This is a genomic window from uncultured Streptococcus sp., from assembly GCF_963521255.1.
GTDB lineage: Bacteria > Bacillota > Bacilli > Lactobacillales > Streptococcaceae > Streptococcus.
The window spans coordinates 199,615-224,980 of the sequence record NZ_CAUQTU010000001.1 but is presented as its reverse complement, the minus strand read 5'-3'; the positions used below and the strand labels follow the sequence as shown (position 1 = coordinate 224,980).

Sequence of the window (25,366 nt, the reverse complement as noted above, 5' to 3'; positions counted from 1 at the left end):
CTAAACTCAGGAGGCACCAATTCAGTGGCTTTTTTGTTTGTGGCTTGGTTTTTTGATATAATAGAGCCATGAGTAGAATTTTAGATAATGAGATAATGGGGGATGAGGAGTTAGTAGAACGCACGCTCCGTCCTCAGTACTTACGTGAATATATTGGGCAGGACAAGGTCAAGGAACAGCTCCAAATCTTTATCGAAGCTGCTAAAATGCGGGATGAAGCACTAGATCATGTGCTCTTATTTGGGCCTCCAGGCTTGGGAAAAACGACCATGGCTTTTGTTATTGCCAACGAACTGGGCGTAAATCTTAAGCAGACTTCGGGTCCAGTCATTGAAAAAGCCGGAGATCTGGTAGCGATTTTGAATGACTTAGAGCCTGGGGATGTCCTCTTTATTGACGAGATTCATCGCTTGCCTATGTCGGTGGAAGAGGTGCTTTATAGTGCCATGGAGGACTTTTACATTGATATCATGATTGGTGCTGGTGAAGGCAGTCGCAGTGTTCATTTGGAGTTACCACCTTTTACCTTGATTGGTGCGACGACTCGGGCAGGTATGCTCTCAAATCCGCTACGGGCACGTTTTGGGATTACGGGGCATATGGAATATTATGCCCATGCTGACTTGACGGAAATTGTCGAGCGGACGGCAGATATTTTTGAGATGGAAATCACCCATGAGGCAGCATCCGAGCTGGCCTTGCGTAGTCGTGGGACCCCTCGTATTGCCAATCGTCTCCTCAAGCGCGTGCGCGATTTTGCCCAGATTATGGGGAATGGGGTTATCGATGATCTTATTACCGATAAGGCTTTGACTATGCTGGATGTTGACCATGAAGGTCTGGACTATGTGGACCAGAAAATCCTTCGGACCATGATTGAGATGTACGGTGGTGGTCCTGTTGGTCTAGGAACTCTTTCTGTTAACATAGCAGAAGAGCGCGAGACTGTTGAAGACATGTATGAGCCTTACTTGATTCAAAAAGGTTTTATCATGCGGACACGGTCTGGACGGGTGGCGACTGCTAAGGCATATGAGCATTTGGGGTATGAGTACAATGAAAAATAATCAAGAAATTCTAGAGGCTTTTAGAAAAAATCCTGACATGATGGCTATTCTGACGATCATCCGAAACCTTGGTCTGAAAGACTCGTGGTTGGCAGCGGGTTCTGTCAGAAATTTTATCTGGAATCTCTTGTCAGACAAATTCCCTTTTGACTGTGAAACAGATGTAGATGTGATTTTCTTTGATCCAGATATTTCTTATGAGGAAACCTTATTATTGGAGAAAAGGATGCGAGAGGACTTTCCTCAGTACCAGTGGGAGTTGAAAAATCAGGTCTATATGCACCAGCATAGCCCTCATACTGCTCCTTATAGCAGCTCTTGTGATGCTATGAGTAAGTATCCAGAACGATGTACGGCTGTTGGACTGCGCTTGAATGAAGAATCCGCTTTGGAACTCTTTATTCCATACGGTCTGGAGGATATTTTGAATTTTCAAATTCGTCCAACTCCTCATTTTTTAGAGAATGAAGACCGAATGGAACTTTATCGAACACGTCTATCCAAGAAAAATTGGCAGGAGAAATGGAAAAATTTGATTTTTAAAAATACTTAAGGAAACTTTAAGCTAGAAAGTGTATACTAAGCTCATAAGTTAAGAAGATCTTAGCTTAAACTCCTAAAACTTTTTCATAATAATCTCCCTATAAAAAATAAAGTCGCCCAATCAGGCGGCTTATTTTTTTGGAAATGGGCTTTGTGCCTGAGAATAATACTCAATGAAAATCAAAGAGCAAACTAGGAAGCTAACCGCAGGTTGCTCAAAACACTGTTTTGAGGTTGTAGATAGAGCTGACGTGGTTTGAAGAGATTTTCGAAGAGTATAAATAGCTTAGTGATAGAAGAAAATAGGGAAATATGGTATAATGAAACGATAGATTTTTGAATAGGAATAAGATCATGTTTGGATTTTTTAAGAAAGATAAGGCTGTGGAAGTAGAGGTTCTGACACAGGTTCCTGCTCATATCGGCATCATCATGGATGGCAATGGCCGTTGGGCTAAAAAACGTATGCAACCGCGAGTCTTTGGACACAAGGCGGGCATGGAAGCATTGCAAACTGTGACTAAGGCAGCCAACAAACTAGGCGTCAAGGTGATTACGGTCTATGCTTTTTCTACGGAAAATTGGACCCGTCCAGATCAGGAAGTCAAGTTTATCATGAATTTGCCAGTAGAGTTTTATGATAATTATGTCCCAGAATTGCATGCGAATAATGTTAAGATTCAAATGATTGGGGAAACGGACCGCCTGCCTAAGCAAACCTTTGAAGCTCTGACTAAAGCTGAGGAATTGACTAAGAACAACACAGGTTTGATTCTTAATTTTGCCCTCAACTATGGTGGACGTGCTGAGATTACACAGGCTCTTAAGTTGATTTCTCAGGATGTTTTAGATGCCAAAATCAACCCAGGTGACATCACAGAGAAATTGATTGGCAACTATCTCTTCACCCAGCATTTGCCTAAGGAGTTACGAGATCCAGACTTGATTATCCGTACTAGTGGAGAATTGCGTTTGAGCAATTTCCTTCCATGGCAGGGAGCCTATAGTGAGCTCTATTTTACGGACACCTTATGGCCTGATTTTGACGAGGTAGCCTTGCAGGAAGCCATTCTTGCCTACAATCGTCGTCACCGCCGATTTGGAGGAGTTTAGGAGGAAATATGACACAGGATTTACAGAAAAGAACCTTGTTTGCAGGGATTGCCCTGGCTATTTTCCTACCAATTTTAATGATTGGAGGACTCTTGCTTCAGATAGCAATTGGAATTATAGCCATGCTAGCCATGCATGAACTTTTGAAGATGAGAGGTCTAGAGACCATGACGATAGAGGGCCTCTTAACCCTCTTTGCAACCTTTGCCTTGACCATTCCCTTGGAGAATTACCTGACTTTTTTGCCAGTTGATGGGAATGTGGTTGCCTATAGTGTGTTGATTTCAATTATGTTAGGAACGACTGTTTTTAGCAAGTCTTATACGATTGAGGACGCTGTTTTCCCTCTTGCTATGAGTTTCTATGTAGGCTTTGGATTTAATGCTTTACTAGATGCTCGCGTTGCAGGTTTAGATAAGGCTCTCTTGGCCTTGTGTATCGTCTGGGCGACAGATAGTGGTGCCTATCTTATTGGGATGAACTATGGTAAACGAAAACTAGCTCCAACAGTTTCTCCAAATAAAACCTTTGAGGGCGCCTTGGGTGGTATTTTAGGTGCGATTTTAGTAACCATCATCTTTATGATGTTTGACAGAACAGTTGCTCTTCCATATGGAATTTACAAGATGTCAGTCTTTGCTATTTTCTTTAGCATTGCTGGACAATTTGGTGATTTGCTAGAAAGTTCGATCAAGCGTCACTTTGGTGTCAAGGATTCTGGGAAATTTATCCCTGGACATGGTGGTGTTTTGGATCGTTTCGATAGTATGTTGCTTGTATTTCCAATCATGCACTTGTTTGGACTCTTTTAATCAAAAGACGGAGGAAATACTATGCTCGGAATTTTAACCTTTATTCTGGTTTTCGGGATTATTGTGGTGGTGCACGAGTTCGGGCACTTCTACTTTGCCAAGAAATCAGGGATTCTAGTGCGTGAATTTGCCATTGGCATGGGACCCAAAATCTTTGCTCACATTGGCAAGGATGGGACGGCCTACACCATTCGAATCTTGCCTCTTGGGGGCTATGTTCGTATGGCCGGTTGGGGTGATGATACAACTGAAATCAAGACAGGAACTCCTGTCAGTTTGACGCTTACTGATGATGGTAAAGTTAAACGCATCAATCTTTCAGGTAAAAAATTAGATCAAACAGCCCTTCCTATGCAGGTGACCCAGTTTGATTTTGAAGACAAGCTCTTTATCAAGGGCTTGGTTCTGGAAGAAGAAAAAACATTTGCAGTGGATCACGATGCAACGGTTGTGGAAGCAGATGGTACTGAGGTTCGGATTGCACCTTTAGATGTTCAATATCAAAATGCGACTATCTGGGGGAAACTCATTACTAATTTTGCAGGCCCTATGAACAACTTTATCTTAGGTGTCGTTGTTTTCTGGATTTTAATCTTCATGCAGGGTGGTGTCAGAGATGTCGATACCAACCAGTTCCATATTATGCCCCAAGGGGCCTTGGCTAAGGTGGGAGTACCAGAAACGGCACAAATTACCAAGATTGGCTCACATGAGGTTAGCAACTGGGAAAGTTTGATTCAGGCTGTGGAATCAGAAACCAAAGATAAGACGGCCCCGACCTTGGATGTGACTATTTCTGAAAAGGGGAGTGACAAACAAGTCACTGTTACTCCGGAAGAAAGTCAAGGCCGTTACCTTCTAGGTGTTCAACCGGGAATTAAGTCAGATTTTGTATCTATGTTTGTAGGTGGTTTTACAACTGCTGCTGACTCGGCCCTCCGAATCCTGTCAGAACTGAAAAATTTGATTTTCCAACCGGATTTGAACAAGCTAGGTGGACCTGTTGCCATCTTTAAGGCAAGTAGTGATGCTGCTAAAAATGGAATTGAGAATGTCTTGTACTTCTTGGCAATCATTTCCATCAATATCGGGATTTTTAATCTTATTCCGATTCCAGCATTGGATGGTGGCAAGATTGTGCTCAATATTCTGGAAGCCATCCGCCGCAAACCATTGAAACAAGAAATTGAAACCTATGTCACCTTGGCCGGAGTGGTCATCATGGTTGTCTTGATGATTGCTGTGACCTGGAATGACATTATGCGACTCTTTTTTAGATAATCGAGGAATATTATGAAACAAAGTAAAATGCCTATCCCAACGCTTCGCGAAATGCCAAGCGATGCTCAAGTTATCAGCCATGCTCTTATGTTGCGAGCTGGTTATGTTCGTCAAGTCTCAGCAGGTGTTTATTCTTATCTACCACTTGCCAACCGTGTGATTGAAAAAGCTAAAAATATCATGCGCCAAGAATTCGACAAGATTGGTGCCGTTGAGATGTTGGCTCCTGCCCTCCTCAGTGCAGAATTGTGGCGCGAATCAGGTCGTTACGAAACCTATGGTGAAGACCTTTACAAACTAAAAAACCGTGAAAAATCAGACTTTATCCTAGGTCCAACTCACGAAGAAACCTTTACAGCTATTGTTCGTGATTCTGTTAAGTCTTACAAGCAATTGCCACTTAACCTTTATCAAATCCAGCCTAAGTATCGTGATGAAAAACGCCCACGTAATGGACTTCTCCGTACACGTGAGTTTATCATGAAGGATGCTTACAGTTTTCACGCTAACTATGATAGCTTGGACAGTGTTTACGATGAGTACAAGGCTGCTTATGAGCGTATTTTCACTCGTAGTGGCTTAGACTTCAAGGCAATCATTGGTGACGGTGGAGCCATGGGTGGTAAGGACAGCCAAGAATTTATGGCCATTACACCTGCTCGTACAGACCTTGACCGCTGGGTTGTCTTGGACAAGTCAGTTGCCTCATTTGACGAAATTCCTGCAGAAGTGCAAGAAGAAATCAAGGCAGAATTGCTTAAATGGATGGTTTCTGGTGAAGATACCATTGCTTACTCAAGTGAGTCTAGCTATGCGGCTAACTTGGAAATGGCAACAAACGAGTACAAACCAAGCAACCGTGTTGTCGCCGAAGAAGAAGTGACTCGTGTTGCAACACCAGATGTTAAATCAATTGATGAAGTTGCAGCCTTCCTCAATGTTCCAGAAGAACAAACGATTAAAACCCTCTTCTACATGGCAGATGGTGAGCTTGTTGCAGCCCTTCTAGTTGGAAATGACCAACTCAACGAAGTCAAGTTGAAAAACCACTTGGGAGCAGATTTCTTTGACGTTGCTAGCGAAGAAGAAGTGGCAAGTATTGTTCAAGCAGGTTTTGGTTCACTTGGACCAGTTGGTTTGCCAGAGAATGTTAAAATCATTGCAGACCGTAAGGTGCAAGATGTCCATAATGCAGTTGTCGGTGCTAACGAAGATGGCTACCACTTGACTGGTGTGAATCCAGGTCGTGATTTTACTGCAGAATATGTGGATATCCGTGAAGTTCGTGAGGGTGAAATTTCTCCAGACGGGCAAGGAGTCCTTAACTTTGCGCGTGGTATCGAAATTGGTCACATCTTTAAACTCGGCACTCGCTATTCAGCAAGCATGGGAGCAGATGTTTTGGATGAAAATGGCCGTGCTGTGCCAATTATCATGGGATGTTACGGTATCGGTGTCAGCCGTCTCCTTTCAGCAGTGATGGAGCAACACGCTCGCCTCTTTGTTAACAAAACGCCAAAAGGTGAATACCGTTACGCTTGGGGAATCAACTTCCCTAAAGAATTGGCGCCATTTGATGTGCACTTGATCACTGTCAATGTCAAGGACGAAGAAGCGCAAGCCTTGACAGAAAAACTTGAAGCAAGCTTGATGGGAGCTGGTTACGAAGTCTTGACAGACGACCGTAATGAACGTGTCGGTGTTAAATTCAGCGATAGCGACTTGATTGGATTGCCAATCCGTATTACTGTTGGGAAGAAAGCGGCCGATGGCATCGTAGAAGTGAAGATTAAAGCGACTGGTGACACCATCGAAGTTCATGCAGATAACGTGCTTGAAACGCTTGAAATCCTCAGCAAGAAATAAAAACTATAATCAGAAGAAAAACAAGGAAAAAATGTAACTAGTTTTTACCTTGTTTTTTCTGTATAATGGGAAAAATGAGTAGATAAAGAGGTAAATGTATGCTAAGATTTCCAAAGGATTTTGTCTGGGGATCCTCTACTTCTGGACCACAAACAGAAGGACGTATAGCTGGTGACGGTAAGGGAGATAATCTCTGGGATTACTGGTTCCAAGTGGAGCCAAATCGTTACTATAATGGGATTGGTCCAGATAAGACATCGACTTTTTATGAAAACTGGGAACAGGATATTGAGCTACTGGTAGAAACTGGTCATACGGTCTTTCGGACTTCTATTCAGTGGTCACGGATTTTTCCACAAGGGCGTGGGAAAGTCAATTCTCAGGGTGTAGACTTTTACCGTAAGGTTTTTGAGGCTATTAAGGCCAAAGGGATTCGTCTTTTAGTCAATCTTTATCATTTTGATTTGCCTTTTGCCCTTCAAGAGGATGGTGATGGTTGGGAAAATAAGGCGACTGTTTCAGCCTATGAAGACTATGCTCGTTTTTGTTTTGAGACTTATGGAGATTTAGTGGATCAATGGATTACCTTTAACGAGCCAATCGTTCCAGTAGAATTTGGATATTTTTACGATGCCCATTATCCACATAAGGTGGATGCAGAGGCAGCCGTTAAAGTAGCTTATCATACACAATTGGCCAGCAGTTGGGCGGTTAAGGCCTGTCATGAACTCTTGCCTGATTCCAAGATTGGGATTGTCCTCAACTTGACACCGGCTTATCCACGTAGCCAGCATCCTGCTGATGTCAAGGCTGCTCGTATTGCGGACCTTTTTCAGGCCCAATCTTTCTTAGATCCATCTGTCTTGGGAACTTATCCACAGGAGTTGGTAGAAATCTTACATGAACACGGTCTCTTGCCTGATGCTACAGAGGAGGAGTTGGATCTCATTCGTGACAATACGGTGGACTTCCTTGGTGTCAACTACTATCAACCCTTACGCGTTATGGCACCTCGATTTGCTAAGCATCCAGAGAGTCCACTCTTGCCAGAACATTTTTACGAGCCTTATGTGATGCCTGGCCGTAAAATTAATCCTCACCGTGGTTGGGAGATTTATGAGCAGGGGATTTATGACATCGCCCAAAATATCAAGGAAAATTATGGCAATATTGAGTGGATGTTGACAGAGAATGGTATGGGTGTTGAAGGAGAAGAAAAATTCCGTCAAGATGGAATGATTCAAGATGATTACCGTATTGACTTTGTAAAAGGTCATCTTCGCGAACTTCACCGTGCCATTGAAGACGGAGCCAATTGTAAGGGCTACTTGATTTGGACCTTTATTGATTGCTGGTCATGGCTCAATAGCTATAAAAATCGCTATGGCTTGATCGAATTAGACTTGGAAACACAAGAACGTCGTCTGAAAAAATCAGGGCACTGGTTCAAGGAATTAAGCGACAATAATGGATTTTAAAAAAGGACTCTGACTGATTATCCTAATTGGTCAGAGTCTTTTGCTTACAGGAGCTTAATTTGAACTATACCAATTTTTACTCTTGACAAGCGAAAGAAACAAGTATATACTGTTTTTGCTGATTCTATAAAAGAGGAATTAGACTATACCAATTTTAAGGAGAAAGCACAGCTGGTCTGTGTCGTATATACTATGTGTGGAATTGTTGGTGTTGTTGGAAACACAAATGCAACTGATATTTTGATTCAAGGGCTTGAAAAGCTCGAATACCGTGGCTATGATTCTGCGGGGATTTTTGTCCTAGGTGGTGCTGAGAACCATTTGGTGAAGGCTGTTGGTCGTATCGCAGAATTGTCTGCCAAGACAGCTGGTGTTGAGGGAACAACTGGTATCGGACATACTCGTTGGGCAACTCACGGGAAACCAACGGAAGACAATGCTCACCCACACCGCTCTGAGACAGAACGTTTTGTCTTGGTTCACAATGGGGTGATTGAGAACTACCTTGAAATCAAGGAAGAATACCTTGCAGGTCACCACTTCAAAGGGCAAACAGATACGGAAATAGCCGTTCATTTGATTGGAAAATTTGCGGAAGAAGAAGGGCTCTCAGTTCTTGAAGCCTTCAAAAAAGCCCTTCATATTATCCGTGGTTCTTATGCTTTTGCCTTGGTTGACTCACAAGATCCTGAAGTTATCTACGTAGCTAAAAATAAATCACCACTTTTGATTGGTCTTGGAGAAGGCTATAACATGGTCTGCTCAGACGCTATGGCTATGATTCGTGAAACCAACCAATACATGGAAATTCATGACCAAGAGCTGGTAATCGTCAAGGCTGATAGTGTGGAAGTTCAAGACTATGATGGTAATAGTCGTGAGCGTGCTAGCTATACTGCTGAGCTTGATTTGTCAGATATCGGTAAGGGAACTTATCCTTACTACATGCTCAAGGAAATCGATGAGCAACCAACAGTTATGCGTAAACTCATCCAAGCCTACACAGATGAGGCTGGTCAAGTTGTCGTAGACCCAGCTATCATCAAGGCTGTTAAAGACGCAGACCGTATCTACATCCTTGCAGCTGGGACATCTTACCACGCAGGATTTGCTTCTAAGAAGATGCTGGAAGAATTGACAGATACACCAGTTGAACTTGGAATCTCATCTGAGTGGGGCTATGGTATGCCACTTCTCAGCAAGAAACCGCTCTTCATCTTTATCAGCCAATCTGGTGAAACAGCGGATAGTCGTCAGGTTTTGGTCAAGGCTAATGAAATGGGAATCCCAAGCTTGACAGTGACAAACGTACCAGGTTCAACTCTTTCACGTGAAGCCAACCATACCATGCTCCTTCATGCAGGTCCTGAAATTGCCGTAGCATCAACCAAGGCCTATACAGCGCAAATTGCAGCCCTTGCCTTTCTTGCAAAAGCTGTTGGAGAAGCAAATGGCAATTCCAAAGCGCAAGCCTTTGATTTGGTGCATGAGTTGTCAATCGTAGCTCAGTCTATCGAATCAACTCTTTCAGAGAAAGAAACCATTGATGCCAAGGTTCGTGATCTTCTCGAAACAACTCGTAACGCCTTTTACATTGGACGTGGTCAAGATTACTATGTAGCCATGGAAGCAAGTCTCAAACTTAAAGAGATTTCGTACATCCAGTGTGAAGGTTTTGCGGCAGGAGAACTCAAGCACGGAACTATTGCCTTGATTGAAGAAGGAACACCTGTCTTGGCTCTCTTGTCAGATCCAGTCCTTGCCAACCATACTCGTGGAAATATCCAAGAGGTGGCAGCCCGTGGTGCCAAAGTCCTCACTATCGCAGAAGAAAATGTTGCTAAAGAGACAGACGATATCGTCCTTACGACCGTACACCCTTACCTCTCACCAATCTCAATGGTCGTACCAACACAATTGGTCGCTTACTTTGCAACCCTTCACCGTGGACTTGATGTGGATAAACCACGTAACCTTGCTAAGTCAGTAACGGTAGAATAAGCTAAAAAAGTCTAGTTATCTAGGCTTTTTCTTGTGAGCAAATTGGTTGCTTGTACTCAAGATTCGTGTTATACTCTTCGAAAATCAAATTCAAACCACGTCAGCTTCACCTTGCCGTACTCAAGTACAGCCTGCGGCTAGCTTCCTAGTTTGCTCTTTGATTTTCATTGAGTATTAGAATAATTTTTCAAATTTAAGGACAGAAATAGACAGGGAGAATCGCAATGGTAGAATTGGGAATTTCAACATTTGGGGAAACAACGGAGCTTGAAGGGACTGGGCAAACTTACAGTCATGCCGAACGCATTCGCCAGTTGGTGGCAGAGATTGAGCTGGCTGACAAGGTTGGTTTGGATGTGTATGGGATTGGTGAGCATCATCGAGCAGATTTTGCAGTATCAGCCCCAGAGATTGTTCTGGCCGCTGGGGCAGTCAATACCAAGAAAATCCGTTTGACCAGTGCAGTCAGCATTCTCTCGAGCATGGATCCGATTCGCTTGTTTCAACAGTATGCCACTATCGATGCTTTGTCAAATGGACGAGCGGAGATTATGGCCGGAAGGGGTTCTTTCACGGAATCTTTTCCCTTGTTCGGCTATGATTTGAAAGACTACGAAGCCCTTTTTGATGAAAAATTGGACTTGCTTCAGTTAGTTAATGAAAATACCAAGTTAGACTGGCAAGGTCGCTTGACCCAAACAATCTCTGGAAAAGAAGTTTATCCTCGTCCAGTTCAGGACAAATTACCTTTGTGGATAGCGACAGGTGGTTATGTCGAATCAACTGTGAAGATTGCTCAGGCTGGTCTACCGATTGTTTATGCTATTATCGGTGGCAATCCGCGTTATTTTAAAAAATTGATTCAGGCTTATCGCGAGATTGGGAGCGAAGCAGGCCATGCCAGTCAGGAACTAAAGGTTGGAGCTCATTCTTGGGGCTGGATTGCTGAAGATGGCGAGCAGGCGGTGAAAGATTATTTCCATCCGACCAAGCAAGTGGTGGATGCCATTTCCAAAGATCGTCCGCACTGGCAAGAATTGCGGTATGAGCAGTATTTGGAGCAAGTTGGGCCAAATGGTGCTATGTTTGTGGGCAATCCAGATCAGGTGGCCGAAAAATTGATTCGCATGATAGAGGATTTAAGTTTAGACCGCTTCATGCTCCATCTACCGCTTGGTTCCATGCCTCATGAACAAGTTCTAAGAGCTATTGAACTCTTCGGAACACAAGTAGCACCCAAAGTTCGGGCTGACTTTGCCATGAAAGAGGCTAAATAAAAAATCTTAATCGAGTTTATTATGACGGCAAATATTGTACAAAAATCAATCCCTCGAGCGTTAAGGCTTGGGGGATTGTTCTATAGGAGGGCTAGTTTAGTCCTCTTTTTTCTTTTTTAGTAAGAAACCGAGACCTAGAAGGGCGAGGAGACTAATTCCTGCAAACAGGAGTTTGTGATAGTTTTTAGTTCCTGTATTTGGAAGTTCAGCTTGTTTAGCTAGGGGAGCAGGTATATTTTCCTTGCTAGAGTTGTCTACCGATTCGTTTTGAACAACTTGACTTACAGATGATGCTTGTGCTTCTTGTGCGGGTTGTTGAGCTTGTGAATCAGCTGTAGCTTGGCCAGGTTTATTTTCTGCATCAGCTACTTTTGTATCTGGTTTTGCAGAATCAGGTTTAGTTTGTGGAGCTGGAGTTTGCTGTTCCGGTTTGATTACTCGGTTTGACATATTGTCTTGGCTGTTATTTTGCCCTTGTTCTTGTTTTAAGCTAGAAAGGTCAAATTCTGGTTTTTCTTCCACAGCTGGGGCAACGATGGCACCGCCTTGAGAGATTCTAAGAACAGTAGCTGTAAGGGCATTTAATTTCAAGCCTTTTTCAGTCCATTCAAGCCCTTGAGGGTTGGCAATTCCGACTGGTCCTGCTTGATTTTCGTCTGCTAAAACTTCAGCATTTCTTAGATGTGCAAAGACAGTTCCCAAGTTAAATTCGCGAGCTTTTTCGTCTGCATTGACAAAGACTGCGTAGATATCTCCGTTTGGAGCAGTGATTTGGTAGCCAATCACTACGTCCTCTTTTTCCACGCCATTTTGACCTGGGACAGTGATGAGGTGGACACGGTCTTTGATATCTTGGAGGCTCTTGAGTCGGAAGGCATCTGTAGATTGACGAAGGGCAATCAACCCTTTCATATAGTCACGACTCTTGACATTTTCAGGATATGCTTTTCCATCTGTAGCCTTAGTCCAGTCAAACTTGTTAATAGCATCACTCGAATCGTAAGAGTCATGGATGAAGTAAGGATAGTCAAATGGATTGCCATCCTTATCACGCAACAAGTGAGATTTATTTGGAACCTTATCCTCTGCTACTGGAGTCTTGTAGGCTGGGTCACGAAATTGTTTGGTACGTCCATATTCCTGACCAGAGTGGATAAATGGAGTTCCTTGAGCTGTCAAGACCATGAGGTTTCCAAGTCGCAAACGACGATGGATTTCAGCATAGTTCTCGGCCTTGCTTGGGTCTTTTTTGATAGATTGGGCGATGATGTCAAAGAGGGTCAAGTTATCATGGGCTGCGATGTATTGGATGACATCTCCAGGGCTGTCAGCTTCAAAGTTGGTTGGTTGAGCAATGAGATTTTTGAAGATGGTATTGATATCACGCTTGCCACCTGTGATAAAGGCAGGTTGACCTTCGTTTGGATAACCAGACTTGAGGTTGTTACGGATGTCATCTGAGAAGACAGCGACAGTATCGGTATGTTTCATCCAATCTTGGTCAGCAGCTTTAGTAGGCATGTTTTCATCACCGGCATAGGTTCTCCAACCCTCACCCAGCATGATGAGGTTTGGATTGAGGGCGCGTGCGGCCTTGTACGCTTCTTCAATAGAAGCTGCATCATGGTCTCCCATCATATCGAAGCGGAATCCATCCACTTTGTAGGTATCAACTAGATATTTGATAGAGTCAACTAGGAGTCGTTTGGTCATATGATGGGTTGTTCCCAAGCGTCCACCACCAAAGCTAGTGCGAGGTGTCCCATCAGCATCCATAAAGTGGTAGTAGTTTGGCTCTAGGTCTTCAAAGATATCGACCTTGGCTGTATGGTTATAAACGACATCTAGGATAGCTCCCATGCCACGTTTGTGGATTTCGTTGATGAGGTTTTTAAATTCTGCGATTCGTTTTTCTGGATTCTTAGGATCGCTTGAGTACATACCAGTCAAGGAGAAGTAGTTTTGAGGGTCATATCCCCAGTTGTAGTTGCTGTTGCTTGAAGCATATTCAGACAAGCGTTCATGGTTTTTCAATTCATTGACAAAGTAGTAAGACAAGACTGGAAGGAGCTGGATGTGGGTCACACCCAAGTCTTTGAGATAGTCTAGTTTTTCAATAAAGGCTTCAAAGGTACCAAATGGTTTGGTCAAGTCTTTTGCAATGGCAGGATCTGAAGTGAAGTCACGCACATGAGCTTCGTAGATAACGGCATCTTCACGAGTCTTGAAGTTGTGAATCTTACCATAAGTCAAGTCTTGAGGTCCTAGTTTAGCTGGATTTACAAAGGCGGCTTTAGCCACTTTATGGGCATCGTCAATCTTAGCATCGTCACTATTCCAAGCAGCGAGGGACTTAGCGTAAGGATCGAGTGCAAGAACAGTTTTACCTTGACGCTCGATTTGGTATTGATAATAGTATCCAGTGAAATCTGTGATGCCTAGTTTATTTGTGCTATCTAGAGTTTGTTTCCAAGTTCCTTTTTCCCCTTTTTCAAGAGCGACAGTTCCAACCACTTTTTCAGGGTCATTCTTGTCGTAGACAACGACAGAAACCTTATCAGCACTTGGTGACCAAAGGGTTAAATCAACTTGTTTTCCTTCTTCTTTGAGGTCAGCTCCAAGTTTGCCATCATAACTGTAAGTCTCATCTTTCAGACGCCAGCTTGTTTTGGTAGTGAATTGGTCAGCGTTGTAGCTCACGGTATAAGGATGTTTTGTGTCAGAGAAATCTCCGCTGTAGGTCACTTTCTTACCAGCTTCATCGATTGCAACATCGGTGATAGCTACTTTATTTCCTAGGTGATTAGTGATGTTGGAGTGTTTGAGGATATCTTCTTTTTTAGCACCGACAAGTGTTGAAAAACTACTCTCAATGCTAGAAGTGCCTACGTGTTGGGCTCCTGTCATACGGATATCATGGACATAGTATGGATTTGTGTAAATCGATTCGTCATCGTCTTTTAGGAAAATTTGGCTATGATTTTTCAAATCGGTGAATTTATAATCTTCTTTACGGATTTTCACGTCGTCTCCTTGTTTGCTCTCATCTAGTAATAAAAAGCCGAATTCTTTTGCGGCATCCTTAAGAGGAATGTCGATATAGCGGCCGTATTTGCCTGTGGCCGTAAAGTCTGTTCCGTTAGGCCATTCACCACTACTTGGATTTTTCACATCTCCCCAGTACCAGAGAGATTTCTTGTCATAGTTGCCATCTGTACGGTAGTAGTTGACGCGAATAGTTCCTGCAGGCTGTGGTTCGTAAGAGAAAACCTTGTGATCTTGGTCCAACCAAGCCTCATTCATCTTTGGTGCCAGTTTTTCTACCGATTTATCACCTGTCAGATTTTTTCCAGCTGTATTATTGATGAGGAAGCTAATTTTCTTGGCTTGTTCTCCCTTTAATTTGACATCTAGGTAGTAGCCATAGTCATCTTTTTTGGCATCCTTAAAGGACAAGGCTCCGTTTGGCCAATTTTCAGATGGTTTTTCAACATCGTCCCAAGTCCATAGTCCTTGAGCATCCTTGTTTTCTTCAGGAAGTTTTTTGACATGGATACGGAAGTAGTTGTCTTCGATGGGCTCTTCTGCCTTAGTTTCAGTCGTTACTGGACTCGTAGAAGTAGTTGGTTCACTTGAACGATCTTGTCTGGTTTGTGGTGCTGAATCGGCTGGAGTTGCAGCAGCAGGAGTAGTTACCTCCGTTGCAGATTTTTCTTCTGTTTTCACTAGGGAAGCGTTTGCATTTTTAGGTGAAGAAAAATCGCTTTCCTTCTTTCCAGCGATGTCTGCTGTATCAGTAAGAGGTTGGGTAATAGTGTTAGTCGCTTCAGCACTAGCTGTTGTGGTTTCGTTGGCTGAGATAGTTGGTGTAGCCATGGCAAGTAGGACAAGGCTTGCTCCAATAAGGACAGAACCAGTTCCATTCTTGAGGGAACGGATGCTGTAAACCATTTTTTTCTCAGTGTGAGATGGTGTTTTTCTCATAATCATTCTCCTATAAATGAATTTCTCTATCAGTATAGCATGTAGTAAAACAATATGCAAGCGTTTTCCTGGAATTAAACTAAAAGAAAAATCGCAACAAATTTTGTTACGATTCAGCCAATCTTTCTTTATGAATTTGAGAAGCCAGAAGGTGGAGATGGTGGAATAATTCTGAAGTAGAGAAGTTACGATTATAGATAAGTGGTTTAGGAGAGTTGGCGACAGGAAAGGTAGTGATAACAATATCGTGAGGAATTTGATTGAGAATTGAGAAAGAAATCGGAGATTCTTCCCAAGAATCAAAGAGATAGAGATTATTGCCGTAGTGAGCAAGGGTGTCGATAAGGTTTTGTGCGTGATGACTATCCAGATGACTAATGACTAAAACACGTATTTTGGGAAGTTTTTGAAGTAATTGGACTAAAATTCGTTGCCCTTGGATAGAAAAGGTGTAGATAAGTTCCTGTAGCTTACTTGGGTGATTTTCTAGCCCCATTTCAGTCAGGTAAGATTGGAATCTGTGTTGACTTACTTCAAATAGTTTTGGAAATTCTACTTGATAACTGCTTAAAATTTGGGATTTCTGTCTGTCGAGAGACTTGTTACTGAGTAAATGGAAGAAATCAGATTGGGCAGTATAGTGGAGGAGCCAAATCAATTCCTCGCGATTTTCAATCTGTAGGTGAAATTCTTTGACCAGTTCTTCTAGAATTTGGCTCAATAAACGGTAGGATTTTTGAATCTGATGAATGTCCCCTAACGCTCCGCTACTAGGATTAGTTACGATTTGAGAAGACTTTACTGGGTTTGAAAATAGCTGTACCAGTGTTTCCTTTGTCGGTTCAAAATGAAGTTTTTTAGCTAGCTTCTTAATATTTTCTTTAAACTGAGGAATTTGCATGAGAGAACTGTAGTGACTGGTTAAAAGAGGAGTAGGATTTTCAATCAAATGTCCCCTATTTACACGCTCCAGATTGATAGCTAGAGTATATTTGATCTGCCGTAAGCTACTGAGATTGGGTGCAACTTGTTGGGCGTCCAAAAATAGCTGAATCAAGTATGTGAGTGATTCCTCAGAAATAGAAGGGAAGGGCCAATCTAGAAAGTCGTAACTTTGGCTAAAGTAGTCTAGATAAAAGGTGCGAATATCCTCTTCTTCTCCTCCTTCCATGACTAAAGGGGAAGGTTGGATGCTGATGCCATAATGTTGCGGAAGTTCAGTATTTAGATGATGGATGATTTCCTGAACTCGTTCGTAACTAATCACAAGTTCCTGACACATTTGCTCAAGTGATTGTCCCTCTTTGAAAAATAGACAGTTCAAAAAAGAATAGGTTTCAGATTGTTTAAAAATCGCAATCCTAGGATCCAAGGTGTTTTGAAAGTCAAATTGCAATTGAATACCTTTATTTCTTGATTGAAGCAGGAGGTTTGGAAATAATTGCTCAAGCTTAAAAAGGTGTTCTTGCAATTTTTCGATTGAAAAATTCAGCTTCTCAGCTAAGACTGGAATTGCTATCCAATCATGGTGTTTGGTTAATTCTTCCAGTAAGAATAGCAAGTCTTGTTCAGTTTTAGACAGCAAGATATTCATCATAAACCTCCCTATATATTTATACATATATATTAAAAGAAAAACCTGATAAAGTCAAGAAAACAGCCTATGATAAAATAGGATAATCTGAATTTACTATATTTTTCTTGAACAATTAAACTGAAAATGCAGTTTGCAAAGCAATCATTGAATTTAATTTTTTTATAGGAAAAGATTTTGTCAAAAAATCGTTAATCCCCTTGAAAAATCTAGCTAAATAAGGTATAATATGAATAATCATTTGTCGTAGGTTTTGTCTGAAATATTGTCCAGACAAGGCTCACAGCAGTTAAATCTTCTGAAAAAGTCAGATTTAGCTGCTCTTTTTGTGCTTTTTTTCAGGATTTTGAGCATTTGTAACAAAGACTTAAAGATTCTGAAAATTCGTCAAGAGGACACGGTGATAGGGGTTTTTAAAACCATATGACGATTAGAAAAGCCTGATTGATAAGGCTTGGAACTTATTTACAAAGGAGAATCATCTTGGCAGGACATGACGTTCAATACGGGAAACATCGTACCCGTCGTAGTTTTTCAAGAATCAAAGAAGTTCTTGACTTACCAAATTTGATTGAAATTCAAACTGACTCATTCAAAGATTTCCTAGACCATGGTCTTAAGGAAGTGTTTGAAGATGTATTGCCAATTTCAAACTTCACAGACACAATGGAGTTGGAATTTGTTGGATATGAAATCAAGGAACCAAAATACACGCTAGAAGAGGCTCGTATCCACGATGCTAGCTACTCAGCACCAATTTTTGTAACCTTCCGCTTGATCAATAAAGAAACAGGAGAAATCAAAACTCAAGAAGTTTTCTTTGGTGATTTCCCAATCATGACTGAAATGGGTACTTTCATCATCAATGGTGGTGAACGTATCATCGTATCTCAGTTGGTCCGCTCGCCAGGTGTTTACTTTAACGATAAAGTTGATAAAAACGGTAAAGTGGGCTACGGTTCAACTGTTATCCCTAACCGTGGAGCTTGGTTGGAACTTGAAAGTGACTCAAAAGATATCGCCTACACTCGTATCGACCGTACTCGTAAGATTCCATTTACGACATTGGTTCGTGCGCTTGGTTTCTCAGGTGATGATGAAATCTTTGATATCTTTGGTGACAGCGAATTGGTTCGCAACACTGTTGAAAAAGATATCCATAAGAACCCAATGGACTCTCGTACCGACGAAGCTTTGAAAGAAATTTACGAACGTCTTCGTCCAGGTGAGCCTAAGACTGCTGAAAGCTCACGTAGCTTGCTTGTAGCTCGTTTCTTTGACCCACGTCGTTATGACTTGGCAGCTGTCGGTCGTTACAAAATCAATAAAAAACTCAATGTTAAAACACGCTTGCTTAACCAAACTATTGCAGAGCCATTGGTAGATCCTGAAACTGGAGAAATCTTGGTAGAAGCTGGTACAATCATGACTCGTAGCGTGATTGAAAGTATTGAAAGCCATTTGGATGGCGACTTGAACAAGATTGTTTACATTCCAAATGATGCAGCCGTTGTGACTGAGCCAGTTGTTCTTCAAAAATTCAAGGTTGTTGCACCAACTGATCCAGACCGTGTCGTAACGATCATCGGTAATGCTAATCCAGATGACAAGGTTCGTATCGTCACTCCTGCAGATATCCTTGCTGAGATGAACTACTTCCTCAACTTGGCTGAAGGACTTGGCCGTGTAGATGACATCGACCACCTTGGGAACCGTCGTATCCGTGCAGTTGGTGAATTGCTTGCCAACCAAGTACGTCTTGGACTTTCTCGTATGGAACGTAATGTCCGTGAACGTATGTCTGTTCAAGATAACGAAGTCTTGACACCACAACAAATCATCAATATCCGTCCTGTAACAGCTGCGGTGAAAGAATTCTTTGGTTCATCACAGTTGTCACAGTTCATGGACCAACATAACCCGCTTTCTGAGTTGTCTCACAAACGCCGTTTGTCAGCCTTAGGACCTGGTGGTTTGACTCGTGACCGTGCTGGCTATGAAGTCCGTGACGTGCACTACACTCACTACGGCCGTATGTGTCCAATCGAGACACCTGAAGGACCTAACATCGGTTTGATCAATAACTTGTCATCTTACGGACACTTGAATAAGTATGGTTTTGTTCAAACACCATACCGTAAGGTTGACCGTGAAACAGGTGTTGTTACCAACGAAATTGTTTGGTTGACAGCCGATGAAGAAGATGAATTTACTGTAGCACAGGCTAATTCTCGTCTGAATGAAGATGGAACATTTGCTGAGAAAGTTGTCATGGGACGTCACCAAGGGGTCAACCAAGAGTATCCAGCGAATGTTGTTGACTATATGGACGTATCACCAAAACAGGTAGTTGCTGTTGCGACAGCATGTATTCCTTTCTTGGAAAACGATGACTCCAACCGTGCCCTTATGGGAGCCAACATGCAACGTCAGGCTGTGCCGTTGATTAATCCAAAAGCACCTTACGTTGGTACTGGTATGGAATACCAAGCAGCCCACGATTCAGGAGCTGCTGTGATTGCTCAGTATGACGGTAAAGTTACCTATGCAGATGCGGACAAGGTAGAAGTTCGTCGTGAAGATAGTTCATTGGATGTTTACCACATCCAAAAATTCCGTCGTTCAAACTCAGGTACTGCTTACAACCAACGCACTCTCGTAAAAGTTGGTGATGTTGTTGAAAAAGGCGATTTCATCGCTGACGGACCTTCCATGGAAAATGGAGAAATGGCGCTTGGACAAAACCCAATCGTTGCCTACATGACTTGGGAAGGTTACAACTTCGAGGATGCCGTTATCATGAGCGAACGCTTGGTCAAAGACGATGTCTACACATCCGTTCACCTTGAAGAATACGAATCAGAAACACGCGATACAAAGCTTGGGCCTGAAGAAATCACTCGCGAAATTCCAAACGTTGGTGAAGATGCCCTTAAAGACCTTGACGAAATGGGTATTATCCGTATCGGTGCTGAGGTTAAAGAAGGTGATATCCTTGTAGGTAAAGTAACACCTAAGGGTGAGAAAGACCTTTCAGCTGAAGAACGTCTCTTGCACGCTATCTTTGGAGATAAATCTCGTGAAGTACGTGATACTTCTCTTCGTGTACCACACGGTGCCGATGGTGTCGTTCGTGATGTTAAGATCTTTACACGTGCAAATGGAGATGAATTGCAATCAGGTGTTAATATGCTGGTTCGCGTCTACATCGCTCAAAAACGTAAGATCAAGGTCGGAGATAAGATGGCCGGACGTCACGGAAATAAAGGGGTTGTCTCTCGTATCGTTCCTGTAGAAGACATGCCTTACCTTCCAGATGGAACTCCAGTCGATATCATGTTGAACCCACTTGGGGTGCCATCACGTATGAATATCGGTCAGGTTATGGAGCTTCACCTTGGTATGGCGGCTCGTACTCTTGGTATTCACATCGCAACACCAGTTTTTGACGGAGCAAGTTCTGAAGACCTTTGGTCAACTGTTAAAGAAGCAGGTATGGATAGCGATGCCAAAACAATCCTTTACGATGGACGTACAGGTGAACCATTTGATAACCGTGTTTCTGTCGGAGTCATGTACATGATCAAACTCCACCACATGGTTGACGATAAATTGCATGCGCGTTCTGTCGGACCTTACTCAACCGTTACCCAACAACCACTCGGAGGTAAAGCTCAGTTTGGTGGACAACGTTTCGGTGAGATGGAGGTTTGGGCTCTTGAAGCCTATGGTGCATCAAATGTCCTTCAAGAAATCTTGACTTACAAGTCTGACGATATCAACGGACGTTTGAAAGCTTATGAAGCTATTACAAAAGGAAAACCAATTCCAAAACCAGGTGTTCCAGAATCCTTCCGAGTTCTTGTGAAAGAATTGCAATCTCTTGGTCTTGACATGCGTGTCCTAGACGAAGATGATCAAGAAGTGGAACTTCGCGACTTGGATGAAGGAATGGACGAAGATGTCATCCACGTAGATGACCTTGAAAAAGCCCGCGAAAAAGCAGCACAAGAGGCTAAAGCAGCCTTTGAAGCTGAAGAAGCTGAGAAAGCAACGAAAGCGGAAGCAACAGAAGAAGCTGCTGAACAAGAATAAGCAGTTCACTTAGAATAGAAAGGGAAGAAATAGTGGTTGATGTAAATCGTTTTAAAAGTATGCAAATCACCCTAGCTTCTCCAAGTAAAGTCCGTTCATGGTCTTATGGAGAAGTCAAAAAACCTGAAACAATCAATTACCGTACCTTGAAACCAGAACGTGAAGGTCTCTTTGATGAAGTTATCTTTGGACCTACAAAAGACTGGGAATGTGCTTGTGGTAAATACAAACGCATTCGTTACAGAGGAATTGTTTGTGACCGTTGTGGGGTTGAAGTAACGCGTACAAAAGTTCGTCGTGAGCGTATGGGGCACATTGAGTTGAAAGCTCCTGTATCTCACATCTGGTACTTCAAGGGGATTCCAAGCCGTATGGGCTTGACCCTTGATATGAGCCCTCGTGCCCTCGAGGAAGTTATCTACTTTGCGGCTTATGTGGTGATTGATCCCAAGGATACACCGCTTGAGCACAAGTCTATCATGACAGAGCGCGAATACCGTGAGCGCTTGCGTGAGTATGGTTATGGATCATTCGTTGCCAAGATGGGTGCCGAAGCTATCCAAGACCTTTTAAAACAAGTAGATCTTGAAAAAGAAATTGCTGAACTCAAAGAAGAGTTGAAAACAGCTACTGGACAAAAGCGTGTCAAAGCCATCCGTCGTTTGGATGTTTTGGATGCCTTTTACAAGTCTGGAAATAAACCTGAATGGATGATTCTTAACATCCTTCCAGTTATCCCACCAGATCTTCGTCCAATGTTGCAGTTGGATGGTGGCCGTTTTGCCTCATCTGACTTGAACGACCTGTACCGCCGTGTTATCAACCGTAACAACCGTTTGGCTCGTTTGCTTGAGTTGAATGCACCAGGTATTATCGTTCAAAATGAGAAGCGTATGCTTCAAGAAGCGGTTGACGCTTTGATTGACAATGGTCGTCGTGGTCGTCCAATCACAGGACCAGGTAGCCGTCCACTGAAATCATTGAGCCACATGCTTAAAGGTAAACAAGGACGCTTCCGTCAAAACTTGCTCGGTAAACGTGTTGACTTCTCAGGACGTTCCGTTATCGCCGTTGGTCCAACTCTTAAGATGTACCAATGTGGTGTGCCACGTGAAATGGCGATCGAGCTCTTTAAACCATTCGTGATGCGTGAAATCGTTGCGCGTGATATCGTGCAAAACGTTAAAGCGGCTAAACGCTTGGTCGAACGTGGAGATGAGCGTATCTGGGATATTCTTGAAGAAGTGATTAAAGAACACCCAGTGCTTTTGAACCGCGCACCGACCCTTCACCGTTTGGGTATCCAAGCCTTCGAGCCCGTCTTGATTGATGGTAAGGCCCTTCGCTTGCACCCACTTGTCTGTGAAGCCTACAATGCCGACTTTGACGGGGACCAAATGGCCATCCACGTACCGCTTTCAGAAGAAGCCCAAGCAGAAGCTCGTATCTTGATGCTCGCTGCTGAGCACATCTTGAACCCGAAAGATGGTAAACCAGTTGTTACTCCATCTCAGGACATGGTTTTGGGTAACTACTACTTGACTATGGAAGAAGCTGGTCGTGAAGGTGAAGGAATGGTCTTCAAAGACCGTGACGAAGCGGTTATGGCTTACCGTAATGGTTATGTTCACCTTCACTCACGTGTTGGTATCGCAACAGACAGCCTCAACAAACCTTGGACAGAAGAGCAAAAACACAAGGTCTTGCTTACAACAGTTGGTAAAATCCTCTTCAACGACATCATGCCAGAGGGTCTACCATACTTGCAAGAACCAAACAATGCCAACTTGACAGAAGGCGTTCCAGCCAAATACTTCTTGCCACTTGGTGGAGATATCAAGGAAGCTATTAACAATCTTGAACTTAACCCTCCATTCAAGAAGAAAAACCTTGGAAATATCATCGCTGAAATCTTCAAACGTTTCCGTACGACAGAAACTTCTGCCCTACTTGACCGTATGAAGAACCTCGGTTACCACCACTCAACTCTTGCAGGATTGACAGTGGGTATTGCCGATATCCCAGTCGTTGATGACAAGGCTGAAATCATTGAAGAATCACACAAACGTGTAGAACAAATCACAAAACAATTCCGTCGTGGTATGATCACAGACGACGAGCGTTACAATGCTGTTACAGCTGAATGGCGTGCTGCCCGTGAAAAACTAGAGAAACGTTTGATTGCCAACCAAGATCCTAAGAATCCAATCGTTATGATGATGGACTCTGGAGCCCGTGGTAACATCTCAAACTTCTCACAGCTTGCCGGTATGCGTGGTCTGATGGCTGCTCCGAATGGACGTATCATGGAATTGCCAATCCTTTCAAACTTCCGCGAAGGTTTGTCAGTACTCGAAATGTTCTTCTCAACTCACGGTGCGCGTAAAGGTATGACCGATACGGCCCTTAAGACAGCCGACTCAGGTTACTTGACTCGTCGTTTGGTTGACGTTGCCCAAGACGTTATCATCCGTGAGGATGACTGTGGAACAGACCGTGGTCTCTTGATCCGTTCTATCGCAGAAGGAAAAGAGATGATCGAGTCTCTAGAAGAACGTCTCAACGGTCGTTACACTAAGAAAACTGTTAAACATCCAGAAACTGGTGCAGTTATCATTGGTCCAAATGAGTTGATTACAGAAGACAAGGCGCGTGAAATTGTCAATGCTGGTGTGGAAGAAGTAACTATCCGCTCTGTATTTACATGTAATACTCGTCATGGTGTCTGCCGTCACTGTTACGGTATCAACTTGGCGACTGGTGATGCGGTTGAAGTTGGTGAAGCAGTTGGTACAATCGCTGCCCAATCTATCGGGGAACCTGGTACACAGCTTACAATGCGTACCTTCCACACGGGTGGGGTTGCCTCAAATACCGATATCACTCAGGGTCTTCCTCGTGTCCAAGAAATCTTTGAAGCCCGCAATCCTAAAGGGGAAGCGGTTATCACAGAGGTTAAAGGACAAGTTACCGCTATCGAAGAAGACGCTTCAACTCGTACTAAGAAAGTCTTTGTTAAGGGTGAAACTGGCGAAGGTGAATACGTCGTTCCATTTACAGCTCGTATGCGTGTCGAAGTTGGGGACCAAGTAGCGCGTGGTGCTGCTCTTACAGAAGGTTCTATCCAACCAAAACGTCTCCTTGCAGTCCGTGATGTCTTGTCAGTTGAAACTTATCTTCTCGGTGAAGTACAAAAAGTTTACCGTAGCCAAGGGGTAGAAATCGGTGACAAACACATCGAGGTAATGGTTCGTCAAATGATCCGTAAAGTCCGTGTCATGGATCCAGGTGACACAGACCTTCTCATGGGTACCCTTATGGATATCAATGACTTTACAGATGCTAACAAAGATGTCCTTATCGCAGGTGGAGTTCCAGCGACAGGTCGCCCAGTCCTTATGGGAATTACCAAAGCCTCACTTGAAACCAACAGTTTCTTGTCAGCTGCTTCCTTCCAGGAAACAACTCGTGTCCTTACTGACGCAGCTATCCGTGGTAAGAAAGACCATCTCCTTGGACTTAAAGAAAATGTTATCATTGGTAAGATCATCCCAGCAGGTACTGGTATGGCTCGTTACCGTAACCTTGAACCACATGCTGTCAACGAAGAAGAATACCTTAATCCTCCAGTAGAGGAAGAAGGAAATGAAGAAACAACAGAAGTAGTTATGGATACTGCTGTTGAAACTGTGGAAGAAACAGTAGAATAAAAGAGAATAAGAGAGTCTTCGGGTTCTCTTATTCTCTTTTCTGAAAACTTTCTCCATTTTTCCATGAAATGTGGTAAAATAAAAGAAAGAAGCTGACAAAGGAGACGGGTATGGAACAAACATTTTTTATCATTAAACCAGATGGTGTAAAAAGAGGACTAGTGGGGGAAGTGTTGAAACGCATCGAACAACGTGGATTTACAATCGAAAAATTGGAGTTGCGTACAAAGGTTTCAGAAGAGTTGATTGACCAGCACTATCAGGACTTGGTTGGTCAAAGTTTTTACTCACCGATTCGTGAATTTATGACTTCAGGACCGGTTCTTGTAGGTATCATTTCTGGTCCCAAAGTAATTGAAACTTGGCGGACCATGATGGGTGCTACTCGTCCAGAAGAAGCTTTACCAGGAACTATTCGAGGTGATTTTGCAACAGCTGCTAGTGAAAATCAAGCTATCCAAAATGTTGTACATGGTTCAGATTCAGAAGAGTCAGCTAAGCGAAAAATTGCTCTTTGGTTTGAAGAAAAATAGTAAAAGTTTGAT

Annotated in this window: 14 protein-coding genes; 12 read left to right on the top strand and 2 right to left on the bottom strand. The window is 43.0% G+C overall.

What is annotated here, in order from left to right; translation table 11 throughout:
- The first annotated feature begins 68 nt into the window (after nt 1–68).
- The 9 genes from ruvB (at nt 69) to RWP09_RS00980 (ending at nt 11,438) form a co-directional block, all read left to right on the top strand.
- Nucleotides 69–1,067 (top strand): Holliday junction branch migration DNA helicase RuvB, encoded by a 999-nt coding sequence (ruvB, locus tag RWP09_RS01020; protein ID WP_314432922.1) that lies wholly within the window; start codon nt 69–71, stop codon nt 1,065–1,067.
- On the top strand, nt 1,048–1,620 hold the full coding sequence (locus tag RWP09_RS01015) for a nucleotidyltransferase family protein (RefSeq protein WP_314432920.1): 573 nt from the start codon (nt 1,048–1,050) through the stop codon (nt 1,618–1,620). Before ruvB ends, RWP09_RS01015 begins: the two co-directional genes overlap by 20 nt.
- Before the next feature lie 344 nt (nt 1,621–1,964).
- Entirely contained in the window at nt 1,965–2,723 is a 759-nt protein-coding gene (locus RWP09_RS01010; protein ID WP_314432918.1) for an isoprenyl transferase, read from the top strand.
- An 8-nt stretch (nt 2,724–2,731) separates the two neighbouring features.
- The gene (locus RWP09_RS01005; protein WP_314432916.1) at nt 2,732–3,535 is read left to right on the top strand and encodes a phosphatidate cytidylyltransferase; all 804 of its coding nucleotides are present in this window, start codon (nt 2,732–2,734) and stop codon (nt 3,533–3,535) included.
- Between the two features lie 21 nt (nt 3,536–3,556).
- The gene (gene rseP, locus RWP09_RS01000; RefSeq protein ID WP_084928776.1) at nt 3,557–4,816 is read left to right on the top strand and encodes an RIP metalloprotease RseP; all 1,260 of its coding nucleotides are present in this window, start codon (nt 3,557–3,559) and stop codon (nt 4,814–4,816) included.
- A 12-nt stretch (nt 4,817–4,828) separates the two neighbouring features.
- Complete coding sequence (locus RWP09_RS00995; RefSeq protein ID WP_314432913.1) at nt 4,829–6,682, top strand: proline--tRNA ligase; 1,854 nt, start codon at nt 4,829–4,831, stop codon at nt 6,680–6,682.
- A 98-nt stretch (nt 6,683–6,780) separates the two neighbouring features.
- A complete protein-coding gene (gene bglA, locus RWP09_RS00990; protein WP_314432911.1) occupies nt 6,781–8,160 on the top strand; it encodes a 6-phospho-beta-glucosidase in 1,380 nt (459 codons plus the stop codon).
- Nucleotides 8,161–8,352: 192 nt separating this feature from the next.
- A complete protein-coding gene (gene glmS, locus RWP09_RS00985) occupies nt 8,353–10,161 on the top strand; it encodes a glutamine--fructose-6-phosphate transaminase (isomerizing) (protein WP_314432909.1) in 1,809 nt (602 codons plus the stop codon).
- A 224-nt stretch (nt 10,162–10,385) separates the two neighbouring features.
- A complete protein-coding gene (locus RWP09_RS00980) occupies nt 10,386–11,438 on the top strand; it encodes an LLM class flavin-dependent oxidoreductase (RefSeq protein ID WP_314432907.1) in 1,053 nt (350 codons plus the stop codon).
- A 96-nt stretch (nt 11,439–11,534) separates the two neighbouring features.
- On the opposite strand, the gene RWP09_RS00975 is transcribed toward RWP09_RS00980, so the two are convergent.
- Both RWP09_RS00975 and RWP09_RS00970 read right to left on the bottom strand, forming a co-directional pair.
- Nucleotides 11,535–15,422: a pullulanase gene (locus RWP09_RS00975; protein WP_314432905.1), complete on the bottom strand. Its 3,888-nt coding sequence runs from the start codon at nt 15,420–15,422 to the stop codon at nt 11,535–11,537.
- Between the two features lie 106 nt (nt 15,423–15,528).
- Nucleotides 15,529–17,016, bottom strand: coding sequence for a M protein trans-acting positive regulator PRD domain-containing protein (locus tag RWP09_RS00970; RefSeq protein ID WP_314433467.1), 1,488 nt, complete (start codon nt 17,014–17,016; stop codon nt 15,529–15,531).
- 483 nt (nt 17,017–17,499) lie between these two features.
- Here RWP09_RS00970 and rpoB point away from each other — a divergent pair, with 483 nt between their 5' ends.
- The 3 genes from rpoB to ndk all read left to right on the top strand — a co-directional run bounded on the left by rpoB (nt 17,500) and on the right by ndk (nt 25,354).
- Complete coding sequence (gene rpoB / locus RWP09_RS00965) at nt 17,500–21,111, top strand: DNA-directed RNA polymerase subunit beta (RefSeq protein ID WP_314432903.1); 3,612 nt, start codon at nt 17,500–17,502, stop codon at nt 21,109–21,111.
- A 32-nt stretch (nt 21,112–21,143) separates the two neighbouring features.
- Nucleotides 21,144–24,821 carry a DNA-directed RNA polymerase subunit beta' gene (rpoC, locus tag RWP09_RS00960; RefSeq protein WP_314432901.1) on the top strand — a complete coding sequence of 1,226 codons (3,678 nt, stop codon included), beginning with the start codon at nt 21,144–21,146 and terminating at the stop codon, nt 24,819–24,821.
- A 110-nt stretch (nt 24,822–24,931) separates the two neighbouring features.
- The gene (gene ndk, locus RWP09_RS00955; protein ID WP_314432899.1) at nt 24,932–25,354 is read left to right on the top strand and encodes a nucleoside-diphosphate kinase; all 423 of its coding nucleotides are present in this window, start codon (nt 24,932–24,934) and stop codon (nt 25,352–25,354) included.
- Nucleotides 25,355–25,366 lie beyond the last annotated feature (12 nt).